This window comes from Variovorax sp. AB1(2024), from assembly GCF_037482385.2.
In the GTDB taxonomy this organism is placed as follows: domain Bacteria; phylum Pseudomonadota; class Gammaproteobacteria; order Burkholderiales; family Burkholderiaceae_C; genus Variovorax.
This window is the reverse complement of sequence record NZ_JBBHKP020000001.1, coordinates 2,367,678-2,393,697: the sequence shown is the minus strand read 5'-3', so window position 1 is coordinate 2,393,697 and position 26,020 is coordinate 2,367,678. Positions and strand designations below refer to the sequence as shown.

The window sequence follows — 26,020 nt, the reverse complement described above, 5'->3', positions numbered from 1 at the left end:
AATCGTCGTCCAAATCGGCTACGCTGCGCGCTGCCTCTAGGTGGAGATACTAAAAAGTGACCCGTTTCCTTCCAACATTGCTCCTGGCCGGCGGCGCGCTCCTGTCCGGCCCGGGCCATGCCCTGCAGATCACCAGCCTCACGCCCCAGGGCGAAGTGGCGCGCGTGCGCCAGATCGTCGCCAAGTTCGACCAGCCCGCCGTCAATTTCGGCGACCCCAAGGCCCCCGCGCCGCTGTCGGTGAGCTGCACCGACGCGCAGGCCGGCAAGGGAACCGGCCGCTGGACCGACGCCAAGGCCTGGGTCTACGACTTCGAGAACGACCTGCCTCCCGGCGTGCGCTGCACCGTCACGCGCATTCCCACTTTCAAGCCCGCCAGCGGCGAGCTGACCGGCCCGGAGCGCTACCAGTTCAACAGCGGCGGCCCGTTCGTGCGCAGCTACATGCCGGGCAGCTACAGCCGCATCGACGAGCAGCAGATGTTCGTGCTCGAACTCAACGGCGCGGCCACGCTCGACAGCGTGCGCCAGAACGTGTGGTGCTCGGCCGACGGCGTGGGCGAGCGCATCCCGGTCAAGCTGCTCGACGGCGACCAGCGCGCCGGCCTGCTCAAGGCCTTCGGCCGCGACAAGGCGGCCGAGAAGGAACCGCTGCGCTTCGTCACCATGCAGTGCAACCGCACGCTGACGCCCGGCGCCAAGGTGCAGATCGTCTACGGCAAGGGCGTCGCCACGCCCTCCGGCGTGCCCAACAACGTGGAACGCCGCCTCGAGTTCCAGGTGCGCGAGCCTTTTGCCGCGTCGTTCACCTGCGAACGCGAGAACGCACAGGCCGCCTGCCTGCCGCTGCGCCCGATGCAGCTGACGTTCAATGCGCCGGTCACGCGCAAGCTGGCCTCGCAGATCCAGCTCAAGGGCGACAAGACCATCAAGGCCAAGCTCGACAACGACGGCGGCACGCAGAGCGACGACGACGTGGTCAACAGCGTGAGCTTCGAGCCCCCGCTGAGCGAGAGCACCCAGTTCACCATCGAGCTGCCCTCCAGGTTCGAGGACGCCTCGGGCCGCCCGCTGGCCTCGCCCGGCAGCTTCCCGATGAAGGTGGCCACCGGCATGATGCCGCCGCTGGCCAAGTTCGCCGCCTCGCCCTTCGGCGTGGTCGAGCGCCTCGCCGAGCCCGACACCCCGGCCATGATGCCGGTCACCGTGCGCCGCGTGGAGCCGCAGCTGATGGTGCAGGCGCTCACGCCCGGCAAGGTCAGCGACATGAACCCGAAGACCGACGCGGAAATCATCGCGTGGTTCCGCAAGGTGCGCCGCTACGACAACTTCACCATCTCGCGCGAACAGGCGCGCAAGGACGTCAAGGGCCCGCTGCCCCCGGTGATCGACAAGGACGACCGCACCACGCTGCAGACGCGCATGCTGTCGCTGCTGTCGGGCCAGGCGGGCGTGAAGACGCTGGACATGCCCAAGTCGGATGCCGGCGATCCGCGCCCCTTCGAAGTCATCGGCGTGCCGCTGACGCCGGGCTTCCACGTGCTGGAGATCGCCTCGCAGAAGCTGGGCGAGGCGCTGCTCGACGAGCGCTACAACGCCGGGCGCACGATGTACGTGCGCACCACCGCGCTGGCCACCAACCTGGCCGTGCACTTCAAGCTGGGCCGCGAGAACTCCATGGCCTGGGTGACCACGCTCGACAAGGGCAAGGTCGTGGCCGGCGCAGAAGTGCGCGTGTCCAGCTGCGACGGAAAGGCCGTGGCCAGCGGCACCACCGACGCCAACGGCATCGTCATGCTCAACGGCATCTCGCCGCAGGCACCGTCGTGCAACGGCCCTAACGAATACGACAGCGGCGCCTGGTTCGTCAGCGCCCGCGCCAAGGACGACAAGGGCGTGGAAGACCTCGCCTTCACCTGGAGCGACTGGCAGCGCGGCATCGAGCCCTGGCGCTTCAACGTGCCGACTAACCTGCAGGCCGAGCCCGACCGCATCGCCCACACCATCTTCGACCGCACGCTGCTGCGCGCCGGCGAGACGGTGTCGATGAAGAGCCTGATCCGCACGCAGACCAGCAAGGGTTTCGGCCTGCCCGAGAACCGCCCCGACACGCTGGTCATCACCCACGTGGGCAGCGGCCAGCGCTTCACCCAGCCGCTGAACTGGCGCAAGACCGCCACCGGCGGCCTGAGCGCGGAGAACAGCTTTGCCATTCCGCCCGCCGCCAAGCTCGGCGTGTACGAAGTGATGCTGCGCACCGGCGGCGGCAAGGACGGCGACAGCGAAGGCGACGGCGATGAGGGCTATGGGCGCAGCTTCGGCACCGGGATGTTCCGCGTCGAGGAATTCCGCCTGCCCGTGCTCGAAGGCCGGATCACGCCCACCGAGAAGAAACCGCTGGTGGCCGCCACCAGCGTGCCGACCGACGTTCAGATCAACTACGTGGCCGGCGGCGGCGCGGCCAACCTGCCGGTTCGCGTGTCGGCCATGGTGCGCGGCAAGAGCCTGAGCTTCCCCGACTACGACGCCTTCAGCTTCAACCCGCCGCGCGCCACCCAGGGCGACGCCAGCGATCCGGCGGCCGCGGTCTCCGCCGCTGCCGAAGCCGGCTCGGGCGAGGAAGACATCAACAGCGTGAACGACACCCGCGTGATCGCCGACAAGCTGCCGCTCACCCTCAACAAGGACGGCGCCGGCAAGGTCACCATCGACAAGGTGCCGAAGGTCAAGGCCGCGCGCGAGCTGCTGCTCGAAGCCACCTACGCCGACCCGAACGGCGAGGTGCAGACCATCCGCAGCACGCAGACGCTGTGGCCGGCTTCCGTCATCGCGGGCATCAAGACCGAGGGCTGGGTCTCCACCGCCCAGAAGCTGAAGTTCCAGGCGCTCGCGCTCGACCTCGCGGGCAAGCCGCAGGCCGGCGTGACGCTGAATGTGCGCGCCGTGGCGCGCATCACCACCACCAGCCGCAAGCGCATGGTGGGCGGCTTCTACACCTACGACAACAAGACCGAGACCAAGGACATCGGCACCGTCTGCAGCGGCAAGAGCGACGCGCGCGGCCTGCTGCTGTGCGAGTCGGAGCTGAAGGAAGCCGGCGAAGTCGAACTCATCGCCAGCGCCACCGACAGCGAAGGGCGCGACGCCAAGGCCGTCAGCTCCGTCTACGTGACGAAGCAGGGCGAACTGTGGTTCGGTGGCGAGGACAACGACCGCATCGACGTGCTGCCCGAGAAGAAGAGCTACCAGCCCGGCGAGGTCGCCAAGTTCCAGGTGCGCAGCCCGTTCCGCTTCGCGACCGCGCTGGTCGCCGTGGAACGCGAAGGCATCATCGAGACGCACGTGGTGCAGCTCGACGGCAAGGACCCGACCGTCACCCTGGAGGTCAAGCCCGAGTGGGGCCCCAACGCCTACGTGAGCGTGCTCGCCCTGCGCGGCCGCCTGCGCGAAGTGCCGTGGTACAGCTTCTTCACCTGGGGCTTCAAGTCGCCGCGCGAGTGGTGGACGGCCTTCTGGTACGAGGGCAAGGAATACGTCGCGCCCACGGCGATGGTCGACCTGAGCAAGCCCGCCTATCGCCTGGGCATGGCCGAGATCCGCGTGGGCACGCAGGCCCACCAGCTCGACGTGACCGTCACCAGCGACAAGCCCAGTTACCCGATCCGCAGCAAGGCCCAGGTGACCATCAGCGCCAAGCTGCCCGACGGCAAGCCCGCCGCCGGCGCCGAAGTGGCGCTGGCTGCGGTCGACCAGGCCCTGCTGGAGCTGATGCCCAACGACAGCTGGAACCTGCTGACCGCCATGCTGCAGCGGCGCAGCTGGGGCGTGAGCACCTCCACGGCGCAGATGGAAATCGTCGGCCGGCGCCACTACGGTCGCAAGGCCGTGCCCGCGGGCGGCGGCGGCGGCAAGGGCCAGACGCGCGAGCTGCTCGACACCCTGCTGGTGTGGAACCCGAAGGTGGTGCTCGACGCCAACGGCCAGGCCGTGGTGACGGTGCCGCTGAACGACGCGCTCACCACCTTCAAGATCGTGGCCGTGGCCGATTCCGGCGTGGGCCTGTTCGGCACCGGCCAGGCGAGCATCCAGGCCACGCAGGATCTGCAGATCATCAGCGGCCTGCCGCCGCTGGTGCGCGAGGACGACCAGTTCCGCGCCCAGATCACGCTGCGCAACACCACGCAGAAGCCGATGAAGGTCGAGGCCACGCCGCGCGCCACCCTGCTCACGCTGGAGCCGCAGACCGTGGACATCCCGGCCGGCGAAGCGCGTGAAGTCGCATGGAACGTGACCGCGCCCGCGCAGCTCGCGCAGACGCGCGCCGAAGCCATCCTTTGGGAAATCGAGGCCAAGGACACCATCGGCGGCGCGCGCGATGCCCTCAAGGTTCGCCAGCGCATCGTGCCCTCGGTGCCGCTCACGGTGCAGCAGGCCACGCTGGTGCAGCTCGACGGGCCGTTCACGCTCGACGTGGCACCGCCCGCCGACGCCCTCCCCGGCCGCGGCGGCCTGAAGCTCGCCCTGCAACCCAAGCTGGCCGAAGGCCTGCCGGGCGTGCGCGACTGGTTCGCCAACTACCCCTTCATCTGCCTCGAACAGAAGACCAGCAAGTCGGTCGGCCTGCGCGACGCGAAGATGTGGCAGGGCGTGCTGGCCCAGTTGCCCACTTACCTGGACAGCGACGGCCTGGCCAGCTACTTCCCGCCGCGCGACGGCGAGGCCAACCGCGGCAGCGACATCCTCACGTCGTACCTGCTCGCGGCCACCAACGAAGCCGCCGCGCTCGACCCCGCCTTCGCGCTTGCCGACGACGTGCGCGCGCCGATGGAGTCGGGCCTGATCGCCTTCGTCGAAGGCCGCATCACGCGCGACTTCTGGAGCCCGCGCAAGGACCTGGACGTGCGCAAGCTCGCCGCGCTCGAAGCGCTCTCGCGCTACGGCAAGGCCAAGGGGAGCATGCTCGGCAGCATCACCATCGCGCCGAACCAGTGGCCCACCAGCGCGGTGATCGACTGGCTCAACATCCTCAAGCGCGTGAACGACGTGCCGCAGCGCCAGCAGCGCCTGGAAGAAGCCAACAACGTGCTGAAGGCGCGCCTGTCCTATCAAGGCACCAAGCTGATCTTCAGCACCGAGCAGGACGACTACTGGTGGTGGCTGATGACCAACGGCGACGTCAACACCGCCCGCCTGCTGCTCAGCGTGATGGACGACCCGGGCTGGAAGGACGACATCGGCAAGCTCGCCAACGGCTTCATCGGCCGCCAGCAGAACGGCGCGTGGCACACCACCACCGCCAACCTGTGGGGCGGACTGGCGCTGGAGAAGTTCAGCAAGGTGTTCGAGAGCACGCCGGTGTCGGGCGTTACCGCCGCCACGCTGGGCGCGGTGAAGGCGCAGGTCGACTGGAGCAGGGTCGAGCGCGTGAAGGCCAGCGACCCGGCCGGCGCGCCCAACCAGACCACCTTCTTCGGCGCGCCCGCCTCGCCGGGCAACCTGAAGAACAACACGATGTTCCTGCCGTGGGCGGCATCGCCGTCGGGCGCGCCGGTGCGCGACACGCTGCTGGTGACGCAGCAGGGCACCGGCAAGCCGTGGCTCACGCTGCAGTCGATTGCCGCCGTGCAGCTGAAAGCGCCGTTCGCGGCCGGCTACGCCATCAAGAAGACCGTCACCCCGGTCGAGCAGGCCGTGGCCGGCAAGTACACGCGCGGCGACGTGCTGCGCGTGAGCATCGAAGTCAACGCCAGCGCCGACATGACCTGGGTCGTCATCAGCGACCCGATTCCGGGCGGCGCCACCATCCTGGGCAGCGGCCTGGGCCGCGACTCGCAGATCGCCACGCAGGGCGAGAAGAAGAGCGGCGCGGGCTGGCCCGCGTTCGAGGAGCGCAGCTTTGAGGCATTCCGCAGCTACTACGAGTACCTGCCCAAGGGCGTGGTGAAGATGGAATACACCGTGCGCCTGAACAACGTCGGCGACTTCGCGCTGCCGCCGAGCCGCGTCGAAGCCATGTACGCGCCGGAGATGTTCGGCGAGACGCCGAACGCACGGGTGAAGGTGGAGGCGGCGAAGTAAGCCGCTTCGCCGCCGCCGATTCGAAAGGGAGAACACAGTGGGCCTCGCAATCAGCATCGGCGTGCTCGTCGATCTGCTCGAACACGATCCCGAAGGAGCCGGATGGCTGCAGGAGGAACTGGCGGTGGTGAACAAGGTGCTGGCGGCGGCGGGCCTTCCGCCGCACGCCGAGCCGCGTGAACTGCCGCCGCTGCACTCGCGTGCGGCCATCGGCGGCTTCCCGTACTCGTTCATCCACTACCTGCGCCGGGCCTATGCGCACCGCGCGAATTCGCCCGGCTGGATGGCAACGCCGGTGGAAGACGGTGTCGACCCCTCGGAAGATCCGGTGGTGGAAGACGTGCTCTACAGCTCGGAGAGCCACCTGGTCTGCCACTCGGACGCGGAAGGTTTCTACGTGCCGGTCGATTTCGACGAGGTGCTGTATTCCGAACCGGACGACGACAAGCAATTGGCCGGCGGCATGCTCGGCTCGTCCTACCGCCTGCGCGACGAACTGGTGCTGGTGGCGCCCGCGCTCGGCATCAATCTCACCGACGGCGAGCTGTCGGACGAGGAAGTGGCGCGAATCGGCCGGCTGATCGACGCCGACGAAGGCCTCTACCGGGAATACGTTTCGTGGCTTCGGCTCTACGAAGCGGCCCGGCTGAGCATTGCGCACAAGACCGCGATTGTTTTTAACTGAGCGACCCCGGAGGCCATGAAGATGAAGAAGCCCGTCCGCATCGGCCGCGCGCCTCTTCATCCGGCTTCCACGCCGACGACGCCACAAGACGAGGCCCTGGCGTGCTCCAAGCCATGGGACACGCTCGAAGAAACGGCCTCGCCCGACGTTCGATACTGCGGCGATTGCCGGAAGAACGTGTCCTGGGTGGACACGCCGGAGCAGATGCATGCCGCGGCCATGCAAGACCTCTGCATCGCTGTCGAGCAAGGCAGCCTTCATTTCAAAGAGCGCAATGACACCATGAGCCAATCCCCCGCCGCACGCCAACTTGCCACCGTCACCCTGCTCGTGCGCGACTACGACGAAGCCATCCGCTTCTTCACCGAAGCGCTGCACTTCGAGCTGCTCGAAGACACACCGCGCGGACCCGGCAAGCGCTGGGTGGTGGTCGCACCCGCGCGCAATGCGGGTGCGGCGCTGCTGCTGGCCAAGGCAGTGACCGACGACCAGGAAGCCGGCATCGGCAAGCAGGCCGGCGGCCGCGTCTTCCTGTTCCTTCACACCTCGGACTTTGCGTCCGACCACGCCCACATGACATCGCACGGCGTCCGCTTCCTCGAGGAGCCGCGCCACGAGCCGCACGGCACCGTGGCGGTCTTCCAGGACCTCTGCGGCAACAAATGGGACCTGATCCAACCCAACGACGACGCCTAGCGACGAAATGAACAACATCCGCCTCGCGCTCGCAGGACTTCTGCTGCCCTTGTCTGCACTGGCCGCATCGGGCGATGCGCCGGTGTCCGTCGACTACCGCTACCTGACGGAGTCCTCCGCGCAATCGATCCGCCTGGAATGGCGGGTGTTTTCCGACCCGAACAGCAACTGGTCCGGTGGCTACGTCAGGTACAAGGGTTCGTCGCGCGTGATCACCATCGTCCCGGTCAAGAACGAAGTCGGCGACAAGCCCGAAGGCCGTCCGTGGGAATACATCACCACCTGGGCCGAGATCGTCGACGGCCGCATCGCCGGCCAGTACGTGGTGACGACCCAGGGCGCGAACGTCTACGGCTTCGGCTACAAGAACCTGCGCAGCGGCAAGCAGTATTCTTTCTCGCAGGACCTCGGCTCCGACGACGGCAGGAAGTGCAGCTGGTAGGCGCCTGAATCGGCCGCATCGGCCTAAACTGCCTGTCCCCTCTTCCTCAGGAGACAGGCCATGACCACGCTTGAAATCGCGAACCAGCTCGTCGCGCTATGCCGGCAGGGAAAGTTCGAAGACGCGAAATCGCTCTATGCCGATGACGCCGTGAGCGTCGAGGCCGGCGCCCCGCCCGGCCAGCAGCGCGAGGCGGTGGGCCTTGCGGCCATCGAGGCCAAGGGCAAGTGGTGGAGCGACAACCACGAGGTGCATTCGTTCAAGGTCACGGGCCCGTGGCCGCACGACGACCGCTTCATCGTCGGCTTCGAATTCGACGTGACCATGAAGGCCACCGGCCAGCGCTTCAAGATGGAAGAAGCGGGCCTGTACACGGTGCGCGACGGCGCGATCGTGCGGGAAGAGTTCTTCTACTCGATGGGCGGTTAGCCGCCTCCCGCGGCCGGCGCAGCGGTTACGCCGGTTACGGCAGTGACGACAGGCATTGCCGCCCGCGTTGTGCGGGCGCGAGGGCGGCTGGATGATTCGCGCCGTCACAACTCCGCTCTCGTGCTTTCATGCCCTCTTCCACACCCGACGAACAACGCCGCGCCATGCTGGTACGCGGCAGCGCAACCGTCGCCGCTCTCGCCACCGCGTGGCATGGCGGCCTGGCCCATGCAGCCACCGCATCCGATGCTGCCCAACAGGAACGTGCGGACCTCGCCCGCCACTTCACCGCCGCGGGCACGCCCGGCACCTTCGCGCTGTTCGACGCCGCCACGGCCAAGCTCACGCTGGTCGATGCCAGGCGCGCGGGCCAGCGCTTCGTGCCCGCGTCGACCTACAAGATTCCCAACAGCCTGATCGCGCTGGAGACCGGCGCGGTGAAAGACATCGACGAAGTGCTGCCCTACGGCGGCAAGCCGCAGCGCCGCGCGGAGTGGGCGCACGACATGAACCTGCGCGACGCGATTCGCGTGTCGAACCTGCCGGTCTACCAGGGCGTGGCCCGGCGCATCGGGCTGGCGCGCATGAAGGCGTGGATCGCGCGCCTGCACTACGGCAACGAGGCGCTGGGCGACGTGGTCGACCGCTTCTGGCTCGACGGTCCGCTGAAGATTTCCGCGATCGAGCAGGCGCGCTTTCTCGCGCGGCTCGGGCTGCGCCAGCTGCCGCTGTCGGCGCGCACGCAGGACATGGTCCACGACATCACCCTCGTCGAAAAAACGCCCACGCACGCGCTGCACGCCAAGACTGGCTGGTACTACAAGCCGCCGGAATCCCTCGGCTGGTGGGTGGGCTGGGTGACGGGCGCGGACGGCGGCGTGAAGAGCTTCGCGCTCAACATGGACATGCGCCGCGACGAGGATGCGCCGAAGCGCATCACGATCGGACGTGCGCTGCTGGCCGAGCTGGGCGTGATGCCGGACGCATCGCGCTGAGGCGGCACGACATGCGCCGCACTCACCTCATCGCATGGGCCATTGCCCAATTGGCCCCACTGTTCACCGCAGCCTGTGCGCAGGCCGAGCCGCTGAGCTTCGCCACGCCGCCGGCCGAGATCGCCGCACGCGTGATGCGCGACGCGCCCGGCAGCATCGTGGTCGGCGTATTGCGCCAGGGCGAAACACGCTTCGCGATGCAGCGCAACAGCGTCGCGCAGGCGGGCCCGGTCCGGGAGATCGCCGCCGATGGCCAGCCGATCTTCGAAGTCGGCTCGATCAGCAAGCTCTTCACGGGCGTGCTGCTGGCGCAGGCGGTCGAGCGCGGCGACCTGTCGCTCGACGACACGCTCGGCACGCTGCTGGCCGGACAGGTGACGCTGCCGCGGGAGACCGCGAGCGTCACGCTTCTCCAACTGGTCACGCACACGGGATGCCTGCCCGGCATGCTGCCGGCTCCCCCGATGGCCGAAGGCGGCAACCCGTTCGCGCACGCCGATCGCGCGCGTTTGCTTGCCGGCCTGTCGACGCTCAGGCTCGACCGCGTGCCACCCTGCAACGGCCCCTACAGCAGCCTGGGCCTCGGCCTGCTCGGGCAGGTGCTTGCGGACCGCTACGGCAAGCCCTGGGAACTGCTGGTGCAGGAGAACATCGCCGTGCCGCTGGGCATGAAGGACACGATGCAGCACCTCGGCCCCGAGACCGGCCGCCTGGCGCCCGGCTACGAGGACAGGACACCACGCGCGCCTTGGGACTTCGATGCGCTGGCGGGTGCCGGCGCGTTGCGCTCCACGGCCGCCGACCTGCTGGTGTTCGCGCGTGCGCTCATGGCCGGCCGCAAGGGTCCGCTGGGCGCCGCGGCGGAACGCGCGCTCACCCCGCTGGGCCACAGCGACATCTACGAGCTGGGCTACGCCGTGCGCATCCGCGAGAACGCCGGACGCAGGCTCTACTTCCATACGGGCCAGACCGGCGGCTATCGCGCGCTGCTGGTGTTCGCGCCGGCCACGCAGGAGGCCGCGGTGATGGTTGCCAGCAATGCGTCGGCCGGGGCGGCGCGCATGGCGGACGACATCACCCTGCCGCCGCCGGCACCCGCCAGGCGCCGATCCTCGCGCTGACCGGAACGCCCGTTCCGCCGCACGGCGCTTGCGGGTCGGCCATGAGGGCCCTGGGCGCACCGCCGCATCGAATACCGGCAAAATGCCCCGAGGTGCCCTCATGAACACAAGATTTGTCGAAGCCTTCCTCTGGGCCGCGCGGCTGGGCAGCTTCCGCGCTGCCAGCGACCGGCTCCACATCACGCAGGCGGCCGTGTCCAACCGCGTCGCCTCCCTCGAAGAAGACATCGGCGCGCGCCTGTTCGAACGCGATGCGCGCGAGCTGCGGCTCACCCCGGTCGGCGTGCGGCTCATGGACTACGGCGAACGGCTGCTCGAGCTGCGCCGCGAGATCGTCTCGCTCGGCCGCCCGCGCGAAGACCTACTCGGCCTCGTGCGCATCGGTGCCATCGAAACAGTGGTGCACACCTGGCTGCTGGGTTTTCTGACCAACCTGCGCTCCACCTATCCGGGCATCGAGGTGCAGCTGACCTCCGAGACCACGCTGGCCCTGCATCGCGGCCTGCGCGAAGGCGCGCTCGACATCGCGCTGCAGACCGACCACATCGCCGGCGCGGGCATCGTGAGCACGCCCTGCCTGCCGATGCCGATGGGCTGGGTCGGCGCGCCGGCGGCGGAGCCGGCGCAGACCGTCGACCAGCTGCTGCGCCAGCCCGTGCTGACCATGAGCCCTGGCTCGCAGCCGCACGAGGCGCTGAAGAACCTCTACCGCTCCGTCGGCATTCCGCTGGGCAAGGTGCATTGCGTGAGCTCGATCTCCGCGCTGGCGCGGCTGGTGAAGGCGGGCTTCGGCAATGCGCTGGTGCCGCTGCCGCCGGTGTACGAATACGTGGCCGCCGGCGACGTGCGAATCATCGAGTGCGACGCGCTCATCTCGCCGCAGCGGCTGGTGGTGAGCCACCTGGAAGCGGCCGATTCCGACGCCATCCGCCTGGTGGCCGAGCTGGCCTGCCGCGCGTCGGACCAGTTCACGGCCTCCGCCAACGCACCAACCTGGCGCGGAACGACAGAGGGTTAACCCTCAAAACAGCGCATTCGTGCCCCATGAGGGGGCCAGTAATTCTTGTGGCTGTCGCCCAGAAAAACTCGTTTGTGACAGCACGGCACTGCGGCGGAAGATCGCGCCTTCATTTTTCGAAGGCCCGCCCGCCCCTGTGCCGCCATGACTGCAACCGACCCCCTCCTCTCTCCTGAAAACACCACGGCGAACATCAACGGCCTGCTGTTCGTCGCCTCCGACGTCGACCCCGCCGACGACGCCGACTTCAACCGCTGGTACGACCGAGAACACGTGGAAGAGCGCGTGCGCGTCCCGGGCTTCCTGTCGGGCGCGCGCTACTTCTCGCTCGAGGGTGGACGCAAGTACCTGGGCCTGTACCGCACCGAATCGCTGGCGGTGTTCCGCTCCGCCGGCTACCGCGCCGCGTTCGAGAAGCAGACGCCGTGGTCGGTGGCCAACCTCGACCGCATGCGCCAGCCGATCCGCCGCGTGTGCGCCGTGCAGGCCGTCACCGGCTTCGGCAGCGGCAGCCATGCCGTGGTGCTGCCGCTGGCCGCGGCCGCCAACGCGCAGGCGCCGGTGGCCGGGGCGGAACGCGCCGGCCGCCAACTGGCAGCGCAGGCAGGCTTCGTGCAGTCGTACCTGCTCGTGCCCGACGCCGCGCTCAGCACGCCGCTGCCGCGCGAAGCCACCGAAGGCCGCGTGCTGCAGCCGATGCTGGTCGTCGAGACCAGCAGCGCCGAGGCCGCCCGCGCCGCGCGCGCCACGGCCGCCGCCGCGCTCGACGCCGACCCCGCCAACGGCTGGCTGCTCGCGCTCGGCTGGAAGCTGAGCGCGGCCGAGCTGCGCTGAACCGATCCGACTTTCATGTCTTCACCGAACAAAGGTATCTCCATGACCGAACATGTTCTTCCCACGCCGGCCGCCTCCGGCACCGCGCCCGATGCGCCGTCCGCCAAGATGGGCCGGCTGGCCATGGCCAGCTCCATCGGCACCACGCTGGAGTGGTACGACTTCACCGTCTACAACATCATGGCGGCGCTGGTCTTCAACGCGGTGTTCTTCCCGTCGTTCGACCCGCTGACCGGCACCATCCTGGCCTTCTCGACCTACGCGGTCGGCTACATCTCGCGCCCGCTGGGCGGCGTGGTGTTCGGCCACCTCGGCGACCGGCTGGGCCGGCGCTTCGTGCTGGTGGCCACGCTGGTCATCATGGGCGTGTCCACCGGGCTGATGGGCCTGCTGCCCACCTACGCGGCCTGGGGCATCTGGGCGCCCGTGGCGCTGGTGGCGCTGCGCTTCGTGCAGGGCGTGGCGCTCGGCGGCGAATGGGCCGGCGCGGTGCTGCTGTCGATGGAACACGGCAAGCCCGACGAGCGCGGCCGCAATGCCTCGTTCACGCAGGTCGGCCCGTCGTGCGGCACGCTGATCGGCACCGGCTTCATCGCCATCGTGTCGGCATGGCTGAGCCCTGAAGACTTCCAGAGCTGGGGCTGGCGCATTCCGTTCATCTCCAGCGTGGCGCTGGTGCTGTTCGGCCTGTGGCTGCGCCGCGGGGTCGACGAGACGCCGGTGTTCCGCGAGATGGAAGAAAAGAAGGCCACCGCCAAGACGCCCATCAAGGAAGTGCTCACGCAGCACTGGCGCCGCCTGCTGGTGGCCGGCGGCTCGCGCATCGGCTCCGACGTGCTGTATGCGCTGGTGGTGGTGTTCACACTGACCTACGTGACGACGGTGCTGCACCTGTCGCGTCCGCTGGCGCTCACCGCCACGATGATCGGCGCGGCCTGCAACGCGATCGCGGTGCCGTGGTTCGGCAGCCTATCGGACCGCATCGGCCGCCGCCCGGTCTACATTGCCGGCGCGCTGCTGGGCATGGCGTGGGCCTTCGTGTTCTTCGTGCTGATGGACAGCGCGCACCCGGTGGCCATCTGCGCGGCCGTGGTGGTGGGCCTGCTGATCCACGCGATGATGTACGGCCCGCAGGCCGCTTTCGTGACCGAGCAGTTCCCCGGCCGCGTGCGCTATGCCGGCGCCTCGCTGGCCTACACGCTGGCGGGCATCCTGGGCGGCGGCTTCGCGCCGCTGATCATCGCCAGCCTGTTCAAGTCTTGGGGCAGCACGGTGGCCGTGTCGCTTTACGTGGTGGCCGCGCTGGGCGTCACGCTGGTCGCCCTGGTGGTGGCGCGCGAGACGGCCAAGCGCCCGCTGGAAAGCTGAGGTGGGCATGAGCTTGCGTTTTGCCTGCGAAGCCGTCGAAGCCGACGGCACCCGCACCACCGCCCTGCACACCGTCGCGCCCAGCGCGCTGGTGGTGGCCGGCTGGACAGGCCGCGACGTCGCGGCCATCGAACACCACATCGAGGAACTGGCCGCGCTCGGCGTGCCGCGCCCGTCGAGCGTGCCGCTGTACTACCGCGTGGCCGCGCAGCTGCTGACGCAGTCGCCCGCCATCGAGGCGCTGGGCGACCAGAGCTCGGGCGAGGCCGAACCGGTGCTGTTCTTCTCGAACGGCGAATGGTGGCTGAGCGTGGCCTCGGACCACACCGACCGCCATGTGGAGAGCTACTCTGTCGCCGTGTCCAAGCAGATGTGCGCGAAGCCGGTGGCAGAGACCGCCTGGCGCTGGCGCGACATCGAGGCGCACCAGGACACGCTCGAGCTGCGCTCGCGCATCTTCGAGGACGGCCGCTGGGTCGACTACCAGCGCGGCACGCTGGCATCGATCCGTCCGCTGGCGGCACTGCGCGAAGGCATGGCCCATGGCGGCGCCGCGCCCGAAGGCCTGTTCATGACCTGCGGCACGCTCGGCGCGCTGCCCAACGCGAAGGGCGAAGGCATCCGCCCCGCCGCGCAGATGGAAATCGAACTGCACGACCCGCTGCTGCGCCGGCGCATCGTGCATCGCTATGCGGTCGAAGCACTGCCCGTGGTGGCCTGACGATGAACGACGACTTCACCATTTCCGCCCTGCGCGCACGCATCGCGCGCGGCGAGCTGTCGCATGAAGCGCTGGTCGGGCAAGTGCTCGAAGCGGCAGCGCAGCCCGCCGCGCGGCATGTGTTCACGCGGCTCTATGCCGATGGCGCACTCGCCGCCGCGCGCCATGCCGATGCGGCGCGCAAGGCCGGCGTGGCGCTGGGCCCGCTCGCCGGCCTGCCCGTGTCGGTCAAGGACCTCTACGACATCGCGGGCGAGACCACCATGGCCGGCTCCGCCGTGTGCGCGGGCGAGCCCGCGGCCGCGCACGACGCGGCCGCCGTCGCGCGGCTGCGCACGCAGGGCGCGGCCATCGTCGGCAAGACCAACATGACCGAGTTCGCGTTCTCCGGCGTGGGCATCAACCCGCACCACGGCACGCCGCACAACCCGGCCGACGCGCAGACGCCGCGCATCCCGGGCGGCTCGTCCTCTGGCGCGGCGGTGTCGGTGGCGCTGGGCCTCGCTGTGGCCGGGCTGGGCTCGGACACGGGCGGCTCCATCCGCATTCCCGCCGCGTTGTGCGGAATCGTCGGCTTCAAGAGCACGCAGTCGCGCGTGCCGCGAACAGGCGCCTTCGAACTCGCGCGCTCGCTCGACACCGTCTGCGCCATGGCCCGCAGCGTGGAAGACTGCCTGACGGTGGACGCCGCCATTGCCGACACGCCGCTCGCGGTGCGCCGCCGCCCGCTGCAAGGCATGCGCCTCGCGGTGCCGCGCACGCTGATGTTCGACGACATCGAGCCGGCCGTGGCCGCCGCCTTCGATCGCGCCTTGCAGACGCTGTCGAAGGCCGGCGCGCAGATGGTGGACATCACGCTGGCCGAACTCGCCGAGATCGCGACCGTCAATGCGCCCGGCGGCTTCTCGCCCGTCGAGGCCTCGGCCGTGCACCGCGAGCGCTTCGCCGCGAAGCGCGACGGCTTCGACACCCGCGTGGCCGCGCGCATTGCGCTGGGCACCGAGGTGCGCGCCGCCGACTACATCGCCATGCAGGACCGCCGGCGCGACTGGATCGGCCGCGTCGAGCACGCCATCGAAGGCTTCGACGCCCTGGTGTGCCCGACGGTGCCCATCGTCGCGCCGCCCATCGCCGCGCTCGCGGAAGACGCGGCCTTCTTCAAGGCCAACGGCCTGCTGCTGCGCAACACCTTCGCGATCAACCTGCTGGACGGCTGCGCATTCAGCCTGCCCTGCCATGCGCCGGGCGAACTGCCGGTGGGGCTGATGCTGGCCTCGGTGCGCGGCGACGATGCAAGGCTGGCGGCCGTGGCGCTGGCCGTGGAATCCGCGCTGCACGCACGCTGAACGCGGCGGCAGCCGAGGGCACCCGCGCTGTCGCCGCGGTGCCCGGTTCGGCTATCGTCTTGCGCATGAACCATGTCCTCGTCGTCCCCACGGCCGAATCCCATTTCGAGAGCCTGCACCGCGCGCTCGATGTGGTCGCCCGCGAGCACAAGTACCTTGCGCTGACCGAGGCGCCGCCGCTGGCGCAATCGATCGCCTTCTACCGGAACGTGATCGCCACCGACTTCCCGCACTTCGTGGCGGTCGATGGCGACAGGGTCGTCGGCTGGTGCGACGTGTCGCCGGTGTTCGGGCATTCGCGGGCGCACATCGGCGTCCTCGGCATCGCGCTATTGCCCGAGGCGCGCGGGCGGGGTCTGGGCGCCAAGTTGCTGCAGGCCGCCATCGACAAGTCCTGGACACGCGGGCTGACCCGCATTGCGCTGAACGTGCGCGCCGACAACCTGAACGCCAAGGCGCTGTACGAGCGGCTCGGCTTCGAACATGAAGGCATCGTGCGCCGCGCCAGCCTGATCGACGGCGTCTACCACGACGCCCATGCGATGGCCCTGCTTCGCTAGACTGGAACCAGGTCGTCATCGAACGGAGAGCGCCCATGTGCCGCAGCATCAAGACCCTCTACAACTTCGAGCCCCCCGCCACCGAGCAGGAGATCCGCGCCGCCGCGTTGCAGTTCGTGCGCAAGCTCAGCGGCTTCAGCGTGCCGTCGAAGGCCAACGAGGAGGCCTTCGAACGGGCTGTTGAAGAAGTGGCGGCAACCGCGGCGCGGCTGCTCGAATCGATGGTCACCACGGCCGAGCCCAAGGACCGCGCGGTCGAGGCCGAGCGCGCCAGGGCCCGGTCGGCCGCCCGGTTCGGCGCGGCACCGGAACAGGGCCGGTAAAAGCCCCGCCGCTGCCCGTCGGCGCGGCATTTGATATGGTGTTTGCCGGCCGCTCCAACCGACCGGGAGCTGCTCACAAGCACATGAAAAAGACCTACACCGGCGGCTGTCATTGCGGCGCCGTGCGATTCGAAGCCGACATCGACCTGAGCCTTGGCACCCTTCGGTGCAATTGCGCCATCTGCACCCAGACGCGCTTCTGGCCCGCCATCGTCGCGACCGATGCCTTCCGGCTTCTCGAAGGCGAATCCGAACTCAGCGAGCAGATGCTCGACACCCGCAACAGCCACTACATCGTCTGCAGGCACTGCCGCGTGCGCTCCTTCGGCGTGGGCCATTCGCCCGAGACCGGCACGACCGCCTACGGCGTGAACGTGACCTGCCTGGACGACGCGGACCTCGACGACCTCGCCAACTCTCCCATCCGCTACGTGGACGGGCACCGGGGCACCTGGCACGTCGCGCGCACGGCCATCGGCACCTGAGCGGCAAACGCGCCCTCCACATTCACCACAACCAACAGAAGACAGGAAGCACATGCCCATCGAACTCTGGCTCGCCTTCGTCGCGGCCTCCGTCGTCCTGCTGATCATTCCGGGGCCGACCATCCTCACGGTCATCAGCTATTCGATGTCGCACGGCCGCCGCGCCAACGTGCCGCTGGTGGCCGCCGTGGCGCTCGGCGATTCCACGGCGCTGGTGGTGTCGCTGCTGGGCCTGGGCGCACTGCTCTCGGCTTCGGCCTTCTGGTTCACCGTGGTGAAGTGGGCAGGGGGCCTTTACCTGCTGTACCTGGGCATCAAGCTGCTGCGCGCCGGCATCTCGCCCAGCGAAATGGCCAGGCCGGCGGCACCTGTGTCGCGCTGGCGGCTGTTCGCCAACACCTATCTGGTGACGGCGCTCAACCCCAAGGGCATCGTTTTCTTCGTGGCTTTCCTGCCGCAGTTCATCAGCCCGTCGGCGGACGTGACGCGCCAGATGTGGGTGCTGTCGCTGACCTTCGTGGCGCTGGCCACGACCAACGCCACGCTCTACGCAGTGTTCGCGGCCTCGGCGCGAAAGCTGCTGTCGTCGCCACGCGCACAGCGGCGCTTCAACCTTGCCGGCGGCTCGCTGCTGAGCGCCGCCGGCGTCTGGGCGCTGATGGCGCGCAGGCCCGGCTGAGGCGGCGCGAGTCCGGTCGCGTCAGTTGCGGTTCGGATTGTTCGGCGCGCGGTCGTAGCGGTTGGGCACGCCGTCGCCGTCCCTGTCGCGGTCGTAGCGGTTGGGCACGCCGTCGCGATCGCGGTCGGCCTGCGGGCGCGGCGGCGGCGGGCGGTCGTAGACCGGGGTCACGCAGCCGGCCAGGACGGCCGAGGCGGCCAGGATCAGCGCCAGTGTTTTCGTTGCCATGAAGTTCTCCTAGTAATGTTCGTGGAACCGGCGATCGCCTCCTGCGAGCCGGGGTGTGCGAACTTTGGAATGAAGCGCGCGCCGCCGCCATGAGGCCCGCGCCCCGTCCCCGGGTAGGCCGGCATCCCGATGTGCTTCGCGGAGAATGTCACCGCCACATACTTTTCGAAACGACGCTCTCCTTCATGCAGTTCGCGCCCTCTTCCTTCGACCGAAAGGCCCTGGCCTTCGCCCTGCTCGCAGCGGTTTGCGCGCAACCGGCGCTGGCCCTTGTGAGCTTCGAGGAAGTGAAGCGCGACTTCCGCTCGTCCGACACCGCCGTGGTCGACCGCAACGGCGAGCTGCTGCAGCGCGTGCGCACCGACCCCACCGTGCGGCGCGGCCAATGGACGCCGCTGGCCGACGTGTCGCCGGCCCTGCGCACGGCCATGGTGCTGAGCGAGGACAAGCGCTTCTACGAACACAGCGGCATCGACTGGCGCGCCGTGTCGGCCGCGGCCTGGGGCAACTTGTGGAACACCCGCACGCGCGGCGCCTCGACCATCACGATGCAGCTCTCGGGCCTGCTCGACGAGGACCTGCGGCGCGCCTCGGGCGGCCGCAGCTTCACGCAGAAGATCGGCCAGACCGTGGCCGCCGCGCAGCTGGAGCGCAACTGGCGCAAGGACCAGATCCTGGAGGCATACCTCAACACCGTGCCGTTCCGCGGCGAGATCGTGGGCATCGATGCGCTCTCGCGCACGCTGTTCGGCAAGGCGCCGAGCGGGCTCGATGCGCGCGAAGCGGCGGTGGCTTCGGCGCTGGTGCGAGCCCCCAATGCCAAGCCCGCGCTGGTGGCGCAGCGCGCCTGCGACGTGCTGCGCGCCATGGAGCCGCAGCAGAAGGTCGACTGCGAGGCACTGGACATGTTCACCAGCGCCGCCGTGCAGCGCCGGGCCTTCGAGCCGAACGAGGGCATCGCGCCGCATGCGGCGCGGCGGGTGCTGCGGGAACTGAGGGACGCGAATGCGGGGGCAGCCCCCACCCCGGCCCTCCCCCAGAGCGGGAAGGAGAAAGACAACAAGGAAGCGAGCGTGCGCACCACGCTGCGCGCGCCGCTGCAGCGCTTTGCGCTCGACACGCTGCAGCGCCACCTGCGCGAACTGCGCGACCGCCACGTGGAAGACGGCGCGCTCGTCGTGCTCGACAACGCCACCGGTGAAGTGCTCGCCTGGGTCGGCTCGTCGGGCCCGCTGAGCCAGGCCGCCGAGGTCGACGGCGTCACCGCGCTGCGCCAGCCCGGCTCCACCCTCAAGCCGCTGCTCTACGGGCAGGCCATTGCCGAGCGGCGCATCACCGCCGCTTCGCTGATCGAGGACTCGTCGGCGCAGATCAGCACCGCCAGCGGCCTCTACATTCCGCAGAACTACGACCGCCGCTTCAAGGGCCCGGTGTCGGCGCGCACCGCGTTGGCCGCGTCGCTCAACGTGCCCGCCGTGCGCACGCTGGTGATGGTGTCGCCCGAGGCCTTCGCGCGCGAACTGCGCGCCGCCGGCCTGCCGCTGCGCGAGAGCGGCGACTACTACGGCTACAGCCTCGCGCTCGGCAGCGCCGAGGTGTCGCTGCTGTCGCTCACCAACGCCTACCGCATGCTGGCCAACGGCGGGCGCTACGGCACCACGACGCTGACCGCGCGGCCTGCATCCAATCCAGCCGTTGCGGCCAACAACAAGGCCAAGGCCGCCGAGCCGCCGATGCTCGATGCGGGTGCCGCCTTCATCGTCGGTGACATCCTCTCCGACCCGAACGCCCGCACCCGCACCTTCGGCCTGGACAGCATCCTGTCCACCCGCTTCTGGACCGCCGTGAAGACCGGCACCAGCAAGGACATGCGCGACAACTGGGCCGTGGGCTGGTCGCAGCGCTACACGGTCGGCGTGTGGGTGGGCAACGCCAGCGGCGCGTCGATGTGGGACGTGAGCGGCACCAGCGGCGCCGCGCCGGTGTGGGCCGAGGTGATGCGCTTCCTGCACGCACGCGAGCCCAGCCGCGCACCCGCGCCGCCGCCCGGCGTGGTGCAGGCGCACGTGGAGTTCGGCCCCGGTGCCGACGGCGGCCCGCTGGAGGCCGCGCGCGACGAGTGGTTCCTGCAGGGCACCGAGCAGCCGCTGTTCGCGCTGGACACCGGCATGGCCGGCAGTGCAGCGTCGGCGCGCATCACCGCGCCGTCCGACGGCACCATCATCGCGGTCGACCCCGACATTCCGCCGCTGCGCCAGCGCGTGCGCTTCGAGTCGGAAGGTCGTGGTGTGCAATGGCGCATCGACGGCAAGCATTTCGCGCGCGGCAACAGCGCGCAATGGCTGCCCTGGCCGGGGCGCCACGTGATCGAGCTGGTCGACAGCACGGGCAAGGTGGTCGACCAGCGGCGCATCGAAGTGCGCGGCGCGGGCGTCGTGACCAAGAGCGCGAAGCGATGAGAGCGGGCTTCGCCAATCCGGCCGCGCACGGCTGGCTTCGGCTGGCCGCCTTCCTGATGCTGTTGGCCGCAGCGTTCGCGCTGTGCCTCCCCGCGCAGGCCAAGCCGGTGCCGGTGCCCGCGATGACCTCGCGCGTGGTCGACCTCACGAAGACGCTGAACACCGAAGACGCCAGCTCGCTGCGCGAGGACATTTCCGCCATCGAGCAACGCACGCAGGCCCAGCTCGCGGTGCTGATCGTGCCCACCACGGGGGAGGATTCGATCGAGCAGTTCGCCACGCGCGTCTTCGCGCAGTGGAAGCTCGGCCGCGAGGACGAGAACGACGGCGTGCTGCTGCTGGTGGCGCTGAAAGACCGCCGCATGCGCATCGAGGTCGGCACGGGCCTGGAAGGCCGCGTCACCGACATCCAGGCGGCCCGCATCATCGACGGCGAGATGACGCCGCGCTTTCGCAACGGCGACTTCGCGGGCGGCGTGAAGGCGGCGGTGCAGTCGCTGTCGGAGCTGATCAGCGCGCCGCAGCTGCAGGTGGTGGACGAAGAGCCACCGGCCGAGCAGCAGGACAGGGAGTCTTCGCCGCTGCACCGCGTGATCGACGCGTTCTCCACCGAGTCCAGCCAGTCGCGCATCAACACGACGCTGCTCGCGGTGATGCTCTGGACCATCGGCGTGGGGGTGTGGCACGGGAGCCGGCCGCGCCCGGCCGCGCCGCGCGTGGTGTCGCAAGGCAGCGGCAAGCGGGGCCGCAAGGGCCGGCGCGTGGACGCGCACCGGGCGCAGCGCGAAGGCGCACTCTGGGCCGACCTGAAGACCGAGCCGCCGTCGCCCGAGCGGCGCCGCTGGCCGACGGTGCTGGGCCTGCTCGCGGCCGGCCCTGTGGGCGCGACGCTGGCGCTGGCGAACCTCGCGATGCCGTTCGCCCTCTTCATGCCGGTCGGCTTCATGTATGGGGTCGGCTACCTGTCGGGCCGGTTCAGGACGGCGCGCTATGTGTTCATCTGCATCGCGCTGGCGATCGCGGGTCTCGTCGGGCTCGGCTTCTACCTGGGCGCGGACAAGGTGCCCTGGATCATCGGGGGCGTGATCGCCACCGCCGTGGTCGGCATCGGCCTCGCGGTGATCGTGGCGGGCGTGCGCATTCACTGGAAGCGCGGCGCGCTCGGCTTCATGGTGCGGCTCGCGCTGGTGACGGGCGTCATCGGCTTCGCCTTCGTCCAGCTGCGGCCGGGCCCGGAGCCGGACGAGACCTGGCTCGCCATGGCGCTGGTGAGCTTCATCGCGCTGGTGTTCGGGTTCTTCCCCGCCACGGGCAACGGCAGCGGCGACGACCACGACGACGACCGCGACAGCGGATGGAGCAGCAGCTCGTCGAGCAGCAGCAGTAGCAGCAGCAGTTCGTCGGACAGTTCCTCGTCCTCGGGCGGCGGCTCCAGCAGCGGCGGCGGCGCTTCGGGCAGCTGGTAGCCCTGGCTAGGACGACCTGAAGATGCTCAGGACGTAATCGACGAAGGTCTTGATCTTTGGGGAATTCCGGCGCGCCGGCAGGTAGACCAGGTTGATTTCCTGCGGCTTGAGCTTCAGCTGCGGCAATACCGGCAGCAGCAGGCCCCTGTCCACCTGCGGCTGGGCCAGCGACACCGGCAGCAAGGCAATGCCGCGGGACGACAGCGCCAGTTGCAGGATCAGTTCCATGTCGTCCGACCGGAAAGCGCTTTGCACGCGAACGCGATGGGTCTTGTCGACGGCCGCGAGGTTGACCTCCCGCTTGCGGCCGTCGGCGCCAGTGGTCAGGAACACATGCCGGGAGAAGTCCTGCAGGCTCTCGACGGCCGGATGGGGCGCCAGGTAGTCCGGCGTGGCGCAAAGCATCAGCGCTTCGTCTTTCAAGTGGCGCGCAACCAGTTCGTCGCACCCGTCGCGTCCGCGGCGGATGGCCACGTCGGCCTCGTCGCGGAAAAGGTCGGCGCGGTCGTTGCCGGTCTCGACCACGACCTCGAGTTGCGGATAAGCGGTCATGAACGCCGGCAGGTGGCTCATGAGCAGCGCCCTGCCGTAGTAGTGCGGCACCACGATGCGCAGCCGCCCCGTCACCGCGTTGCCGCCGGAAGACAGGTTGAGCATGACGTCGTCGAGGATGGTCAGCACATGCTGCGCCGCCACCAGGAATTCGCGCCCTTCCTCCGTGAGCGCGAAGCGCGTGGGGCCGCGATGCAGCAGCAGATGGCCCACCGTGGCTTCCAGCCGCTGGAGCTGGCGCGAGGCGGAAGCCTTGGGTACGTTCAGCACATCGGCGGCGGGGGTGAGGCCCCCCAACTGCGCGGCTTTCGTAAACAGCCGCACATCCGACAAAGAAAAGTCCTTCATTTCAGATTCGACGTGATCCGTTTTTCTTTTTCTCCCGGGCGCTCCCTGTTGGCGTGTTGGCGTGTTGGCGGGAGTGCCAGACGCCGAGCAGATGAAAATGAAACTTAAAGATTCACAAGTGACCTTTAGTTTCATTTTCCAGCACATGTCAGACAATTGGTAACGTTTAACTCAACCTTTCCCAAAGGTGGGGAAAAGTTCACTGTTTTGCCAAGAATCTTCGAATCCAACTTGCACAATCCAGCGGACAAGCTCCACGACCGTTGCGTGCTGCGAAAGCGAGCAACCACCGCGCTCGCAGCCCGGGCTTTGCACAGCGGGCAAAATTCGTCCAATCATTGAATGAATAGGCCCATCTGATGCTCGCTCAAGCCCCACGCACCTCCTTGGCGGATGCCGCCGCCGAAAGCATCCGCGCGGAGATCTCCGGCGGCCGCTGGGCCGTCGGCAGCCGCATTCCCATCGAGCCGCAGCTCGCCCTGCTGCTGGGCGTGAGCCGCGGCACGGTGCGCGAGGCCGTCAAGACGCTCGTGTCGCGCGGCCTGCTCGAAGTGCGGCAGGGCTCGGGCACCTACGTGCGCTCCGGCTTCGACCCCTCTTCCAGCCTGCAGAAAATGCGCCGCGCCAGCCTGCGCGACCAGTTCGAAGTGCGCCGCGCACTCGAGGTCGAAGCCGTCCGGCTCGCGGCGGTGCGGCACACGGCCCGCGACCTGCGCCGGCTGAGCACGCTGCTAGACAAGCGCGGGGTTCCCGACGAAGCCGACGACGGCGCCGGCTTCGTCGAACGCGACCTCGCCTTCCACCTGGCGATCGTCGATGTGTCGGGAAACCTCGCGCTGGCCGAGACCTGCCGCTTCATCACCGGCTACATCAAGGAAACGATCGCCAGCACCATGGGCACCGCGCTGCCCGAGCCCGACGAGGCGGCGCACCGCGCCATCATCGACGGCATCGCCAGCGGGGACCCCGACATCGCCGCCGCGGCGGTGCGCGCGTTCATGGCGCCGATGATCGACGCGCTGGCGCTGGGCACGGCATGAGCGCCGCCGCCCTCGAACGCGACGCCGCCGTTCAACGCACCCGCCTCCCGCAACCCGGCGCGGCCGAAGACCTGCTGATCGACGCCGAGGCCGACAACCGGCCCGCGCCGCAGCCCACGCCCGCGCCCAACCTGGGCCGGCGCATCCTGCTCGGCGCGAGCGTGGTGCTGATCGCGTTCAACCTGCGGCCGGTGTTCGCCAGCCTCTCGGTGGTGCTGCCGGAAATCATCAAGGCGACCGGCCTCTCGGCCACCGCCGCGAGCCTGCTGACCACGCTGCCCATCGTCTGCCTGGGCGTGTTCGCGCCGCTGGCACCGGGGCTCGGGCGCCGCTTCGGCACCGAGCGCACGCTGCTCGGCTGCATGGTGCTGATCCTGCTGGGCACGGTGCTGCGCGGCACCGGCAACATTCCGCTGCTGTTCCTGGCGTCGGCCATCGCGGGCAGCGGCATCGCGGTGTCGAACGTGCTGCTGTCGGGCCTGGTGAAGCGCGACTTCGCAAAGCAGGCGGCGCTGATGATGGGCCTCTACACCATGGCCGTGTGCGGCGGCGCCGCCAGCGCGGCGGGCCTCACCGTGCCCATCGAGCATGCGCTGGGCGGCGGCTGGACCATGGCGCTGGCCATGTGGGCGCTGCCGGCCGCGGTGGTCACTCTGGTCTGGGCGCCGCAGGCGCTGCCGGTCAAGGCGGTGGCGAGCGAATCGGGCTTCACGGTGCGCGGGCTGTGGCGCGACAGGCTGGCCTGGCAGGTCACCTTCTTCATGGGGCTGCAGTCCGCCCTCGCCTACATCGTGATGGGCTGGCTCGCGCCGATCCTGCGCGAGCGCGGCCTCGGCAGCGAGACTGCCGGCTACGTGGTGTCGCTGTCGGTCATGACGCAGGTGGTGACCTGCCTCGTGGTGCCGGCGCTGGCGGTGAAGCTGCGCAACCAGCGCGGCCTGGCCGTGGCGCTGGCGGTGCTCACGGTGGCGGCCATGCTGGCGATGCTGTTCGCGCCGCTCGGCGGCGTATGGCTGTGGGCGGTGCTGCTGGGCATCGCGCAGGGCGGCACCTTCGCGCTGGCGCTCACGATGATCGTGCTGCGCTCGCCCGACTCGCACGTGGCCGCGCACCTGTCGGGCATGGCGCAGGGCGTGGGCTACATGGTGGCCGCCTTCGGGCCGCTGGTGGCCGGGCTGCTGCACGGCTGGACGGGGAGCTTCCGCGCCTCGTCGTGGCTGTTCATCGGGCTGGGCATCGCGCTGGTGATCGCGGGCCTCGGCGCCGGCCGCACCAGGCATGTGGGCGCGGTGACGGTGCCGCGCGGCGCCTGATCTTCCTTGCCGCCTACTGCGGCCCGCCGCCGCAGAAGTCGGCCGCGCCGCCGCCGCTGCCATCGCCGGAAAAGCGCGAGCGCGTGCTGACGGTGGCGCTGGCCGGCACGTGCGCGGCCCAGTCGCTCTGCAGCCAGGTGAACTGCCAGCCGTAGGGGCCGCCGGCCTTTGCCGGCTCGCTGTAGGCGATGCGCAGGCTGCCGCTGCTTTCGTCGTGGCAGTGCTTCGAGGTCTTGTATTCCTTCTCGGTGAAGCAGGCGCGGATCAACTTGCTGCACGAGAACGGAACGCCTTCGTACGCGGCCTTGGCGGACGCGGGATCGGCATCGAGCGGCACGAAGTCGGCGGTGGAAAACGACGCGCCGCCGCCCGAATAGCTCTCGAACTGGCGCTGCAGCACCGCCACGGCCCAGCGCCCGTCGGCCAGCGGGTACAGGGCGGGCGCGAGCGAGCGCCGCACCTCGCTGTTGCCTGCCTCGCCCGCCTCGCCCTCCTTGACGGAGCCGGCGTACCCGGTGAAGTCGTACACCCGGTCGAGCTTCCAATCCGTCGCATCCGCCGCCCGCTTCAGCCGGCCCAGGGCCAGCGGCGCTTCCGACAGCACAACGTAGTCGCCGGCAGCGCCGCCGCGCGGACGATGGAGCGTCAGCGCCTTGGCGTCGCAGGGCTGGAGCAGCAAGGCGCACAGGTGGGCGCGCCATTCGGCATCGATCGACTCGGGCTGCTTCACCGCGACGAAAACCTGCGCCGCCGGGGCGGCAACCGCGGGCAGTGCCAGCGGCAGCGCGGCCAGCAGCGCCGCGGCAATGGGCATTTTCTTCATGGGGCCGATGGT

23 protein-coding genes are annotated in these 26,020 nt (G+C 69.5%); 20 read left to right on the top strand and 3 right to left on the bottom strand.

Going from position 1 to position 26,020, the window contains the following annotated elements; translation table 11 throughout:
- Positions 1 to 56: 56 nt before the first annotated feature.
- From WIX39_RS11170 to WIX39_RS11095, 16 genes are all read left to right on the top strand, one after another.
- Positions 57 to 6,077 (top strand): alpha-2-macroglobulin family protein, encoded by a 6,021-nt coding sequence (locus tag WIX39_RS11170; protein WP_106935330.1) that lies wholly within the window; start codon positions 57 to 59, stop codon positions 6,075 to 6,077.
- A gap of 37 nt (positions 6,078 to 6,114) precedes the next feature.
- Entirely contained in the window at positions 6,115 to 6,762 is a 648-nt protein-coding gene (locus WIX39_RS11165; RefSeq protein ID WP_106935331.1) for a hypothetical protein, read from the top strand.
- Positions 6,763 to 6,783: 21 nt separating this feature from the next.
- Positions 6,784 to 7,458: a VOC family protein gene (locus WIX39_RS11160; RefSeq protein ID WP_234382759.1), complete on the top strand. Its 675-nt coding sequence runs from the start codon at positions 6,784 to 6,786 to the stop codon at positions 7,456 to 7,458.
- A 7-nt stretch (positions 7,459 to 7,465) separates the two neighbouring features.
- Complete coding sequence (locus tag WIX39_RS11155; RefSeq protein ID WP_106935332.1) at positions 7,466 to 7,900, top strand: hypothetical protein; 435 nt, start codon at positions 7,466 to 7,468, stop codon at positions 7,898 to 7,900.
- A gap of 60 nt (positions 7,901 to 7,960) precedes the next feature.
- Positions 7,961 to 8,329, top strand: a complete 369-nt coding sequence (locus WIX39_RS11150) for a nuclear transport factor 2 family protein (protein ID WP_081265827.1) — start codon at positions 7,961 to 7,963, stop codon at positions 8,327 to 8,329.
- 164 nt (positions 8,330 to 8,493) lie between these two features.
- The gene (gene blaOXA, locus WIX39_RS11145; RefSeq protein ID WP_081265826.1) at positions 8,494 to 9,324 is read left to right on the top strand and encodes a class D beta-lactamase; all 831 of its coding nucleotides are present in this window, start codon (positions 8,494 to 8,496) and stop codon (positions 9,322 to 9,324) included.
- A gap of 11 nt (positions 9,325 to 9,335) precedes the next feature.
- Positions 9,336 to 10,445 (top strand): serine hydrolase domain-containing protein, encoded by a 1,110-nt coding sequence (locus WIX39_RS11140; protein WP_106935333.1) that lies wholly within the window; start codon positions 9,336 to 9,338, stop codon positions 10,443 to 10,445.
- Positions 10,446 to 10,545: 100 nt separating this feature from the next.
- On the top strand, positions 10,546 to 11,463 hold the full coding sequence (locus WIX39_RS11135; protein ID WP_106935334.1) for a LysR family transcriptional regulator: 918 nt from the start codon (positions 10,546 to 10,548) through the stop codon (positions 11,461 to 11,463).
- 144 nt (positions 11,464 to 11,607) lie between these two features.
- Positions 11,608 to 12,297: a DUF4286 family protein gene (locus WIX39_RS11130; protein ID WP_106935335.1), complete on the top strand. Its 690-nt coding sequence runs from the start codon at positions 11,608 to 11,610 to the stop codon at positions 12,295 to 12,297.
- Between the two features lie 42 nt (positions 12,298 to 12,339).
- Positions 12,340 to 13,665 (top strand): MFS transporter, encoded by a 1,326-nt coding sequence (locus WIX39_RS11125; protein WP_081265822.1) that lies wholly within the window; start codon positions 12,340 to 12,342, stop codon positions 13,663 to 13,665.
- Positions 13,666 to 13,672: 7 nt separating this feature from the next.
- Entirely contained in the window at positions 13,673 to 14,386 is a 714-nt protein-coding gene (locus WIX39_RS11120) for a DUF2848 domain-containing protein (RefSeq protein ID WP_106937518.1), read from the top strand.
- Positions 14,387 to 14,388: 2 nt separating this feature from the next.
- Entirely contained in the window at positions 14,389 to 15,732 is a 1,344-nt protein-coding gene (locus WIX39_RS11115; protein ID WP_199851942.1) for an amidase, read from the top strand.
- Between the two features lie 65 nt (positions 15,733 to 15,797).
- Positions 15,798 to 16,292 carry a GNAT family N-acetyltransferase gene (locus WIX39_RS11110; protein ID WP_081265820.1) on the top strand — a complete coding sequence of 165 codons (495 nt, stop codon included), beginning with the start codon at positions 15,798 to 15,800 and terminating at the stop codon, positions 16,290 to 16,292.
- A 35-nt stretch (positions 16,293 to 16,327) separates the two neighbouring features.
- On the top strand, positions 16,328 to 16,615 hold the full coding sequence (locus tag WIX39_RS11105; RefSeq protein WP_081265819.1) for a DUF2277 domain-containing protein: 288 nt from the start codon (positions 16,328 to 16,330) through the stop codon (positions 16,613 to 16,615).
- Positions 16,616 to 16,698: 83 nt separating this feature from the next.
- Positions 16,699 to 17,100, top strand: a complete 402-nt coding sequence (locus tag WIX39_RS11100; protein ID WP_081265818.1) for a GFA family protein — start codon at positions 16,699 to 16,701, stop codon at positions 17,098 to 17,100.
- Between the two features lie 52 nt (positions 17,101 to 17,152).
- Complete coding sequence (locus tag WIX39_RS11095) at positions 17,153 to 17,779, top strand: LysE family translocator (RefSeq protein ID WP_081265817.1); 627 nt, start codon at positions 17,153 to 17,155, stop codon at positions 17,777 to 17,779.
- Positions 17,780 to 17,800: 21 nt separating this feature from the next.
- Here the strand turns inward: WIX39_RS11095 and WIX39_RS11090 are convergent, their stop codons facing one another.
- Positions 17,801 to 18,007 (bottom strand): thrombospondin type 3 repeat-containing protein, encoded by a 207-nt coding sequence (locus WIX39_RS11090; protein ID WP_081265816.1) that lies wholly within the window; start codon positions 18,005 to 18,007, stop codon positions 17,801 to 17,803.
- A 185-nt stretch (positions 18,008 to 18,192) separates the two neighbouring features.
- Here WIX39_RS11090 and pbpC point away from each other — a divergent pair, with 185 nt between their 5' ends.
- Positions 18,193 to 20,466 (top strand): penicillin-binding protein 1C, encoded by a 2,274-nt coding sequence (gene pbpC, locus WIX39_RS11085; protein WP_081265815.1) that lies wholly within the window; start codon positions 18,193 to 18,195, stop codon positions 20,464 to 20,466.
- On the top strand, positions 20,463 to 21,932 hold the full coding sequence (locus WIX39_RS11080) for a TPM domain-containing protein (RefSeq protein ID WP_106935336.1): 1,470 nt from the start codon (positions 20,463 to 20,465) through the stop codon (positions 21,930 to 21,932). Before pbpC ends, WIX39_RS11080 begins: the two co-directional genes overlap by 4 nt.
- Positions 21,933 to 21,938: 6 nt before the next feature.
- Here the strand turns inward: WIX39_RS11080 and WIX39_RS11075 are convergent, their stop codons facing one another.
- Positions 21,939 to 22,832, bottom strand: coding sequence for a LysR family transcriptional regulator (locus WIX39_RS11075; RefSeq protein WP_106935337.1), 894 nt, complete (start codon positions 22,830 to 22,832; stop codon positions 21,939 to 21,941).
- 359 nt (positions 22,833 to 23,191) lie between these two features.
- On the opposite strand from WIX39_RS11075, the gene WIX39_RS11070 reads away from it, so the two are divergent.
- Positions 23,192 to 23,872: a FadR/GntR family transcriptional regulator gene (locus WIX39_RS11070; RefSeq protein WP_081265812.1), complete on the top strand. Its 681-nt coding sequence runs from the start codon at positions 23,192 to 23,194 to the stop codon at positions 23,870 to 23,872.
- A complete protein-coding gene (locus tag WIX39_RS11065; protein WP_409195046.1) occupies positions 23,869 to 25,185 on the top strand; it encodes a CynX/NimT family MFS transporter in 1,317 nt (438 codons plus the stop codon). Before WIX39_RS11070 ends, WIX39_RS11065 begins: the two co-directional genes overlap by 4 nt.
- A gap of 13 nt (positions 25,186 to 25,198) precedes the next feature.
- Here WIX39_RS11065 and WIX39_RS11060 read toward each other — a convergent pair whose 3' ends face one another.
- Entirely contained in the window at positions 25,199 to 26,008 is an 810-nt protein-coding gene (locus tag WIX39_RS11060) for a hypothetical protein (RefSeq protein ID WP_409195045.1), read from the bottom strand.
- Positions 26,009 to 26,020 lie beyond the last annotated feature (12 nt).

What these genes read in the sequence shown, in the direction of transcription:
- WIX39_RS11160 (WP_234382759.1), top strand. Translation starts at nt 6,784, where the DNA reads ATGAAGAAGCCCGTCCGCATCGGCCGCGCGCCTCTTCATCCGGCTTCC.
- WIX39_RS11155 (WP_106935332.1), top strand. Translation starts at nt 7,466, where the DNA reads ATGAACAACATCCGCCTCGCGCTCGCAGGACTTCTGCTGCCCTTGTCT.
- WIX39_RS11150 (WP_081265827.1), top strand. Translation starts at nt 7,961, where the DNA reads ATGACCACGCTTGAAATCGCGAACCAGCTCGTCGCGCTATGCCGGCAG.
- blaOXA (WP_081265826.1), top strand. Translation starts at nt 8,494, where the DNA reads ATGCTGGTACGCGGCAGCGCAACCGTCGCCGCTCTCGCCACCGCGTGG.
- WIX39_RS11140 (WP_106935333.1), top strand. Translation starts at nt 9,336, where the DNA reads ATGCGCCGCACTCACCTCATCGCATGGGCCATTGCCCAATTGGCCCCA.
- WIX39_RS11135 (WP_106935334.1), top strand. Translation starts at nt 10,546, where the DNA reads ATGAACACAAGATTTGTCGAAGCCTTCCTCTGGGCCGCGCGGCTGGGC.
- WIX39_RS11130 (WP_106935335.1), top strand. Translation starts at nt 11,608, where the DNA reads ATGACTGCAACCGACCCCCTCCTCTCTCCTGAAAACACCACGGCGAAC.
- WIX39_RS11125 (WP_081265822.1), top strand. Translation starts at nt 12,340, where the DNA reads ATGACCGAACATGTTCTTCCCACGCCGGCCGCCTCCGGCACCGCGCCC.
- WIX39_RS11120 (WP_106937518.1), top strand. Translation starts at nt 13,673, where the DNA reads ATGAGCTTGCGTTTTGCCTGCGAAGCCGTCGAAGCCGACGGCACCCGC.
- WIX39_RS11115 (WP_199851942.1), top strand. Translation starts at nt 14,389, where the DNA reads ATGAACGACGACTTCACCATTTCCGCCCTGCGCGCACGCATCGCGCGC.
- WIX39_RS11110 (WP_081265820.1), top strand. Translation starts at nt 15,798, where the DNA reads ATGAACCATGTCCTCGTCGTCCCCACGGCCGAATCCCATTTCGAGAGC.
- WIX39_RS11105 (WP_081265819.1), top strand. Translation starts at nt 16,328, where the DNA reads ATGTGCCGCAGCATCAAGACCCTCTACAACTTCGAGCCCCCCGCCACC.
- WIX39_RS11100 (WP_081265818.1), top strand. Translation starts at nt 16,699, where the DNA reads ATGAAAAAGACCTACACCGGCGGCTGTCATTGCGGCGCCGTGCGATTC.
- WIX39_RS11095 (WP_081265817.1), top strand. Translation starts at nt 17,153, where the DNA reads ATGCCCATCGAACTCTGGCTCGCCTTCGTCGCGGCCTCCGTCGTCCTG.
- WIX39_RS11090 (WP_081265816.1), bottom strand. Translation starts at nt 18,007, where the DNA reads ATGGCAACGAAAACACTGGCGCTGATCCTGGCCGCCTCGGCCGTCCTG.
- pbpC (WP_081265815.1), top strand. Translation starts at nt 18,193, where the DNA reads ATGCAGTTCGCGCCCTCTTCCTTCGACCGAAAGGCCCTGGCCTTCGCC.
- WIX39_RS11080 (WP_106935336.1), top strand. Translation starts at nt 20,463, where the DNA reads ATGAGAGCGGGCTTCGCCAATCCGGCCGCGCACGGCTGGCTTCGGCTG.
- WIX39_RS11075 (WP_106935337.1), bottom strand. Translation starts at nt 22,832, where the DNA reads ATGAAGGACTTTTCTTTGTCGGATGTGCGGCTGTTTACGAAAGCCGCG.
- WIX39_RS11070 (WP_081265812.1), top strand. Translation starts at nt 23,192, where the DNA reads ATGCTCGCTCAAGCCCCACGCACCTCCTTGGCGGATGCCGCCGCCGAA.
- WIX39_RS11065 (WP_409195046.1), top strand. Translation starts at nt 23,869, where the DNA reads ATGAGCGCCGCCGCCCTCGAACGCGACGCCGCCGTTCAACGCACCCGC.
- WIX39_RS11060 (WP_409195045.1), bottom strand. Translation starts at nt 26,008, where the DNA reads ATGAAGAAAATGCCCATTGCCGCGGCGCTGCTGGCCGCGCTGCCGCTG.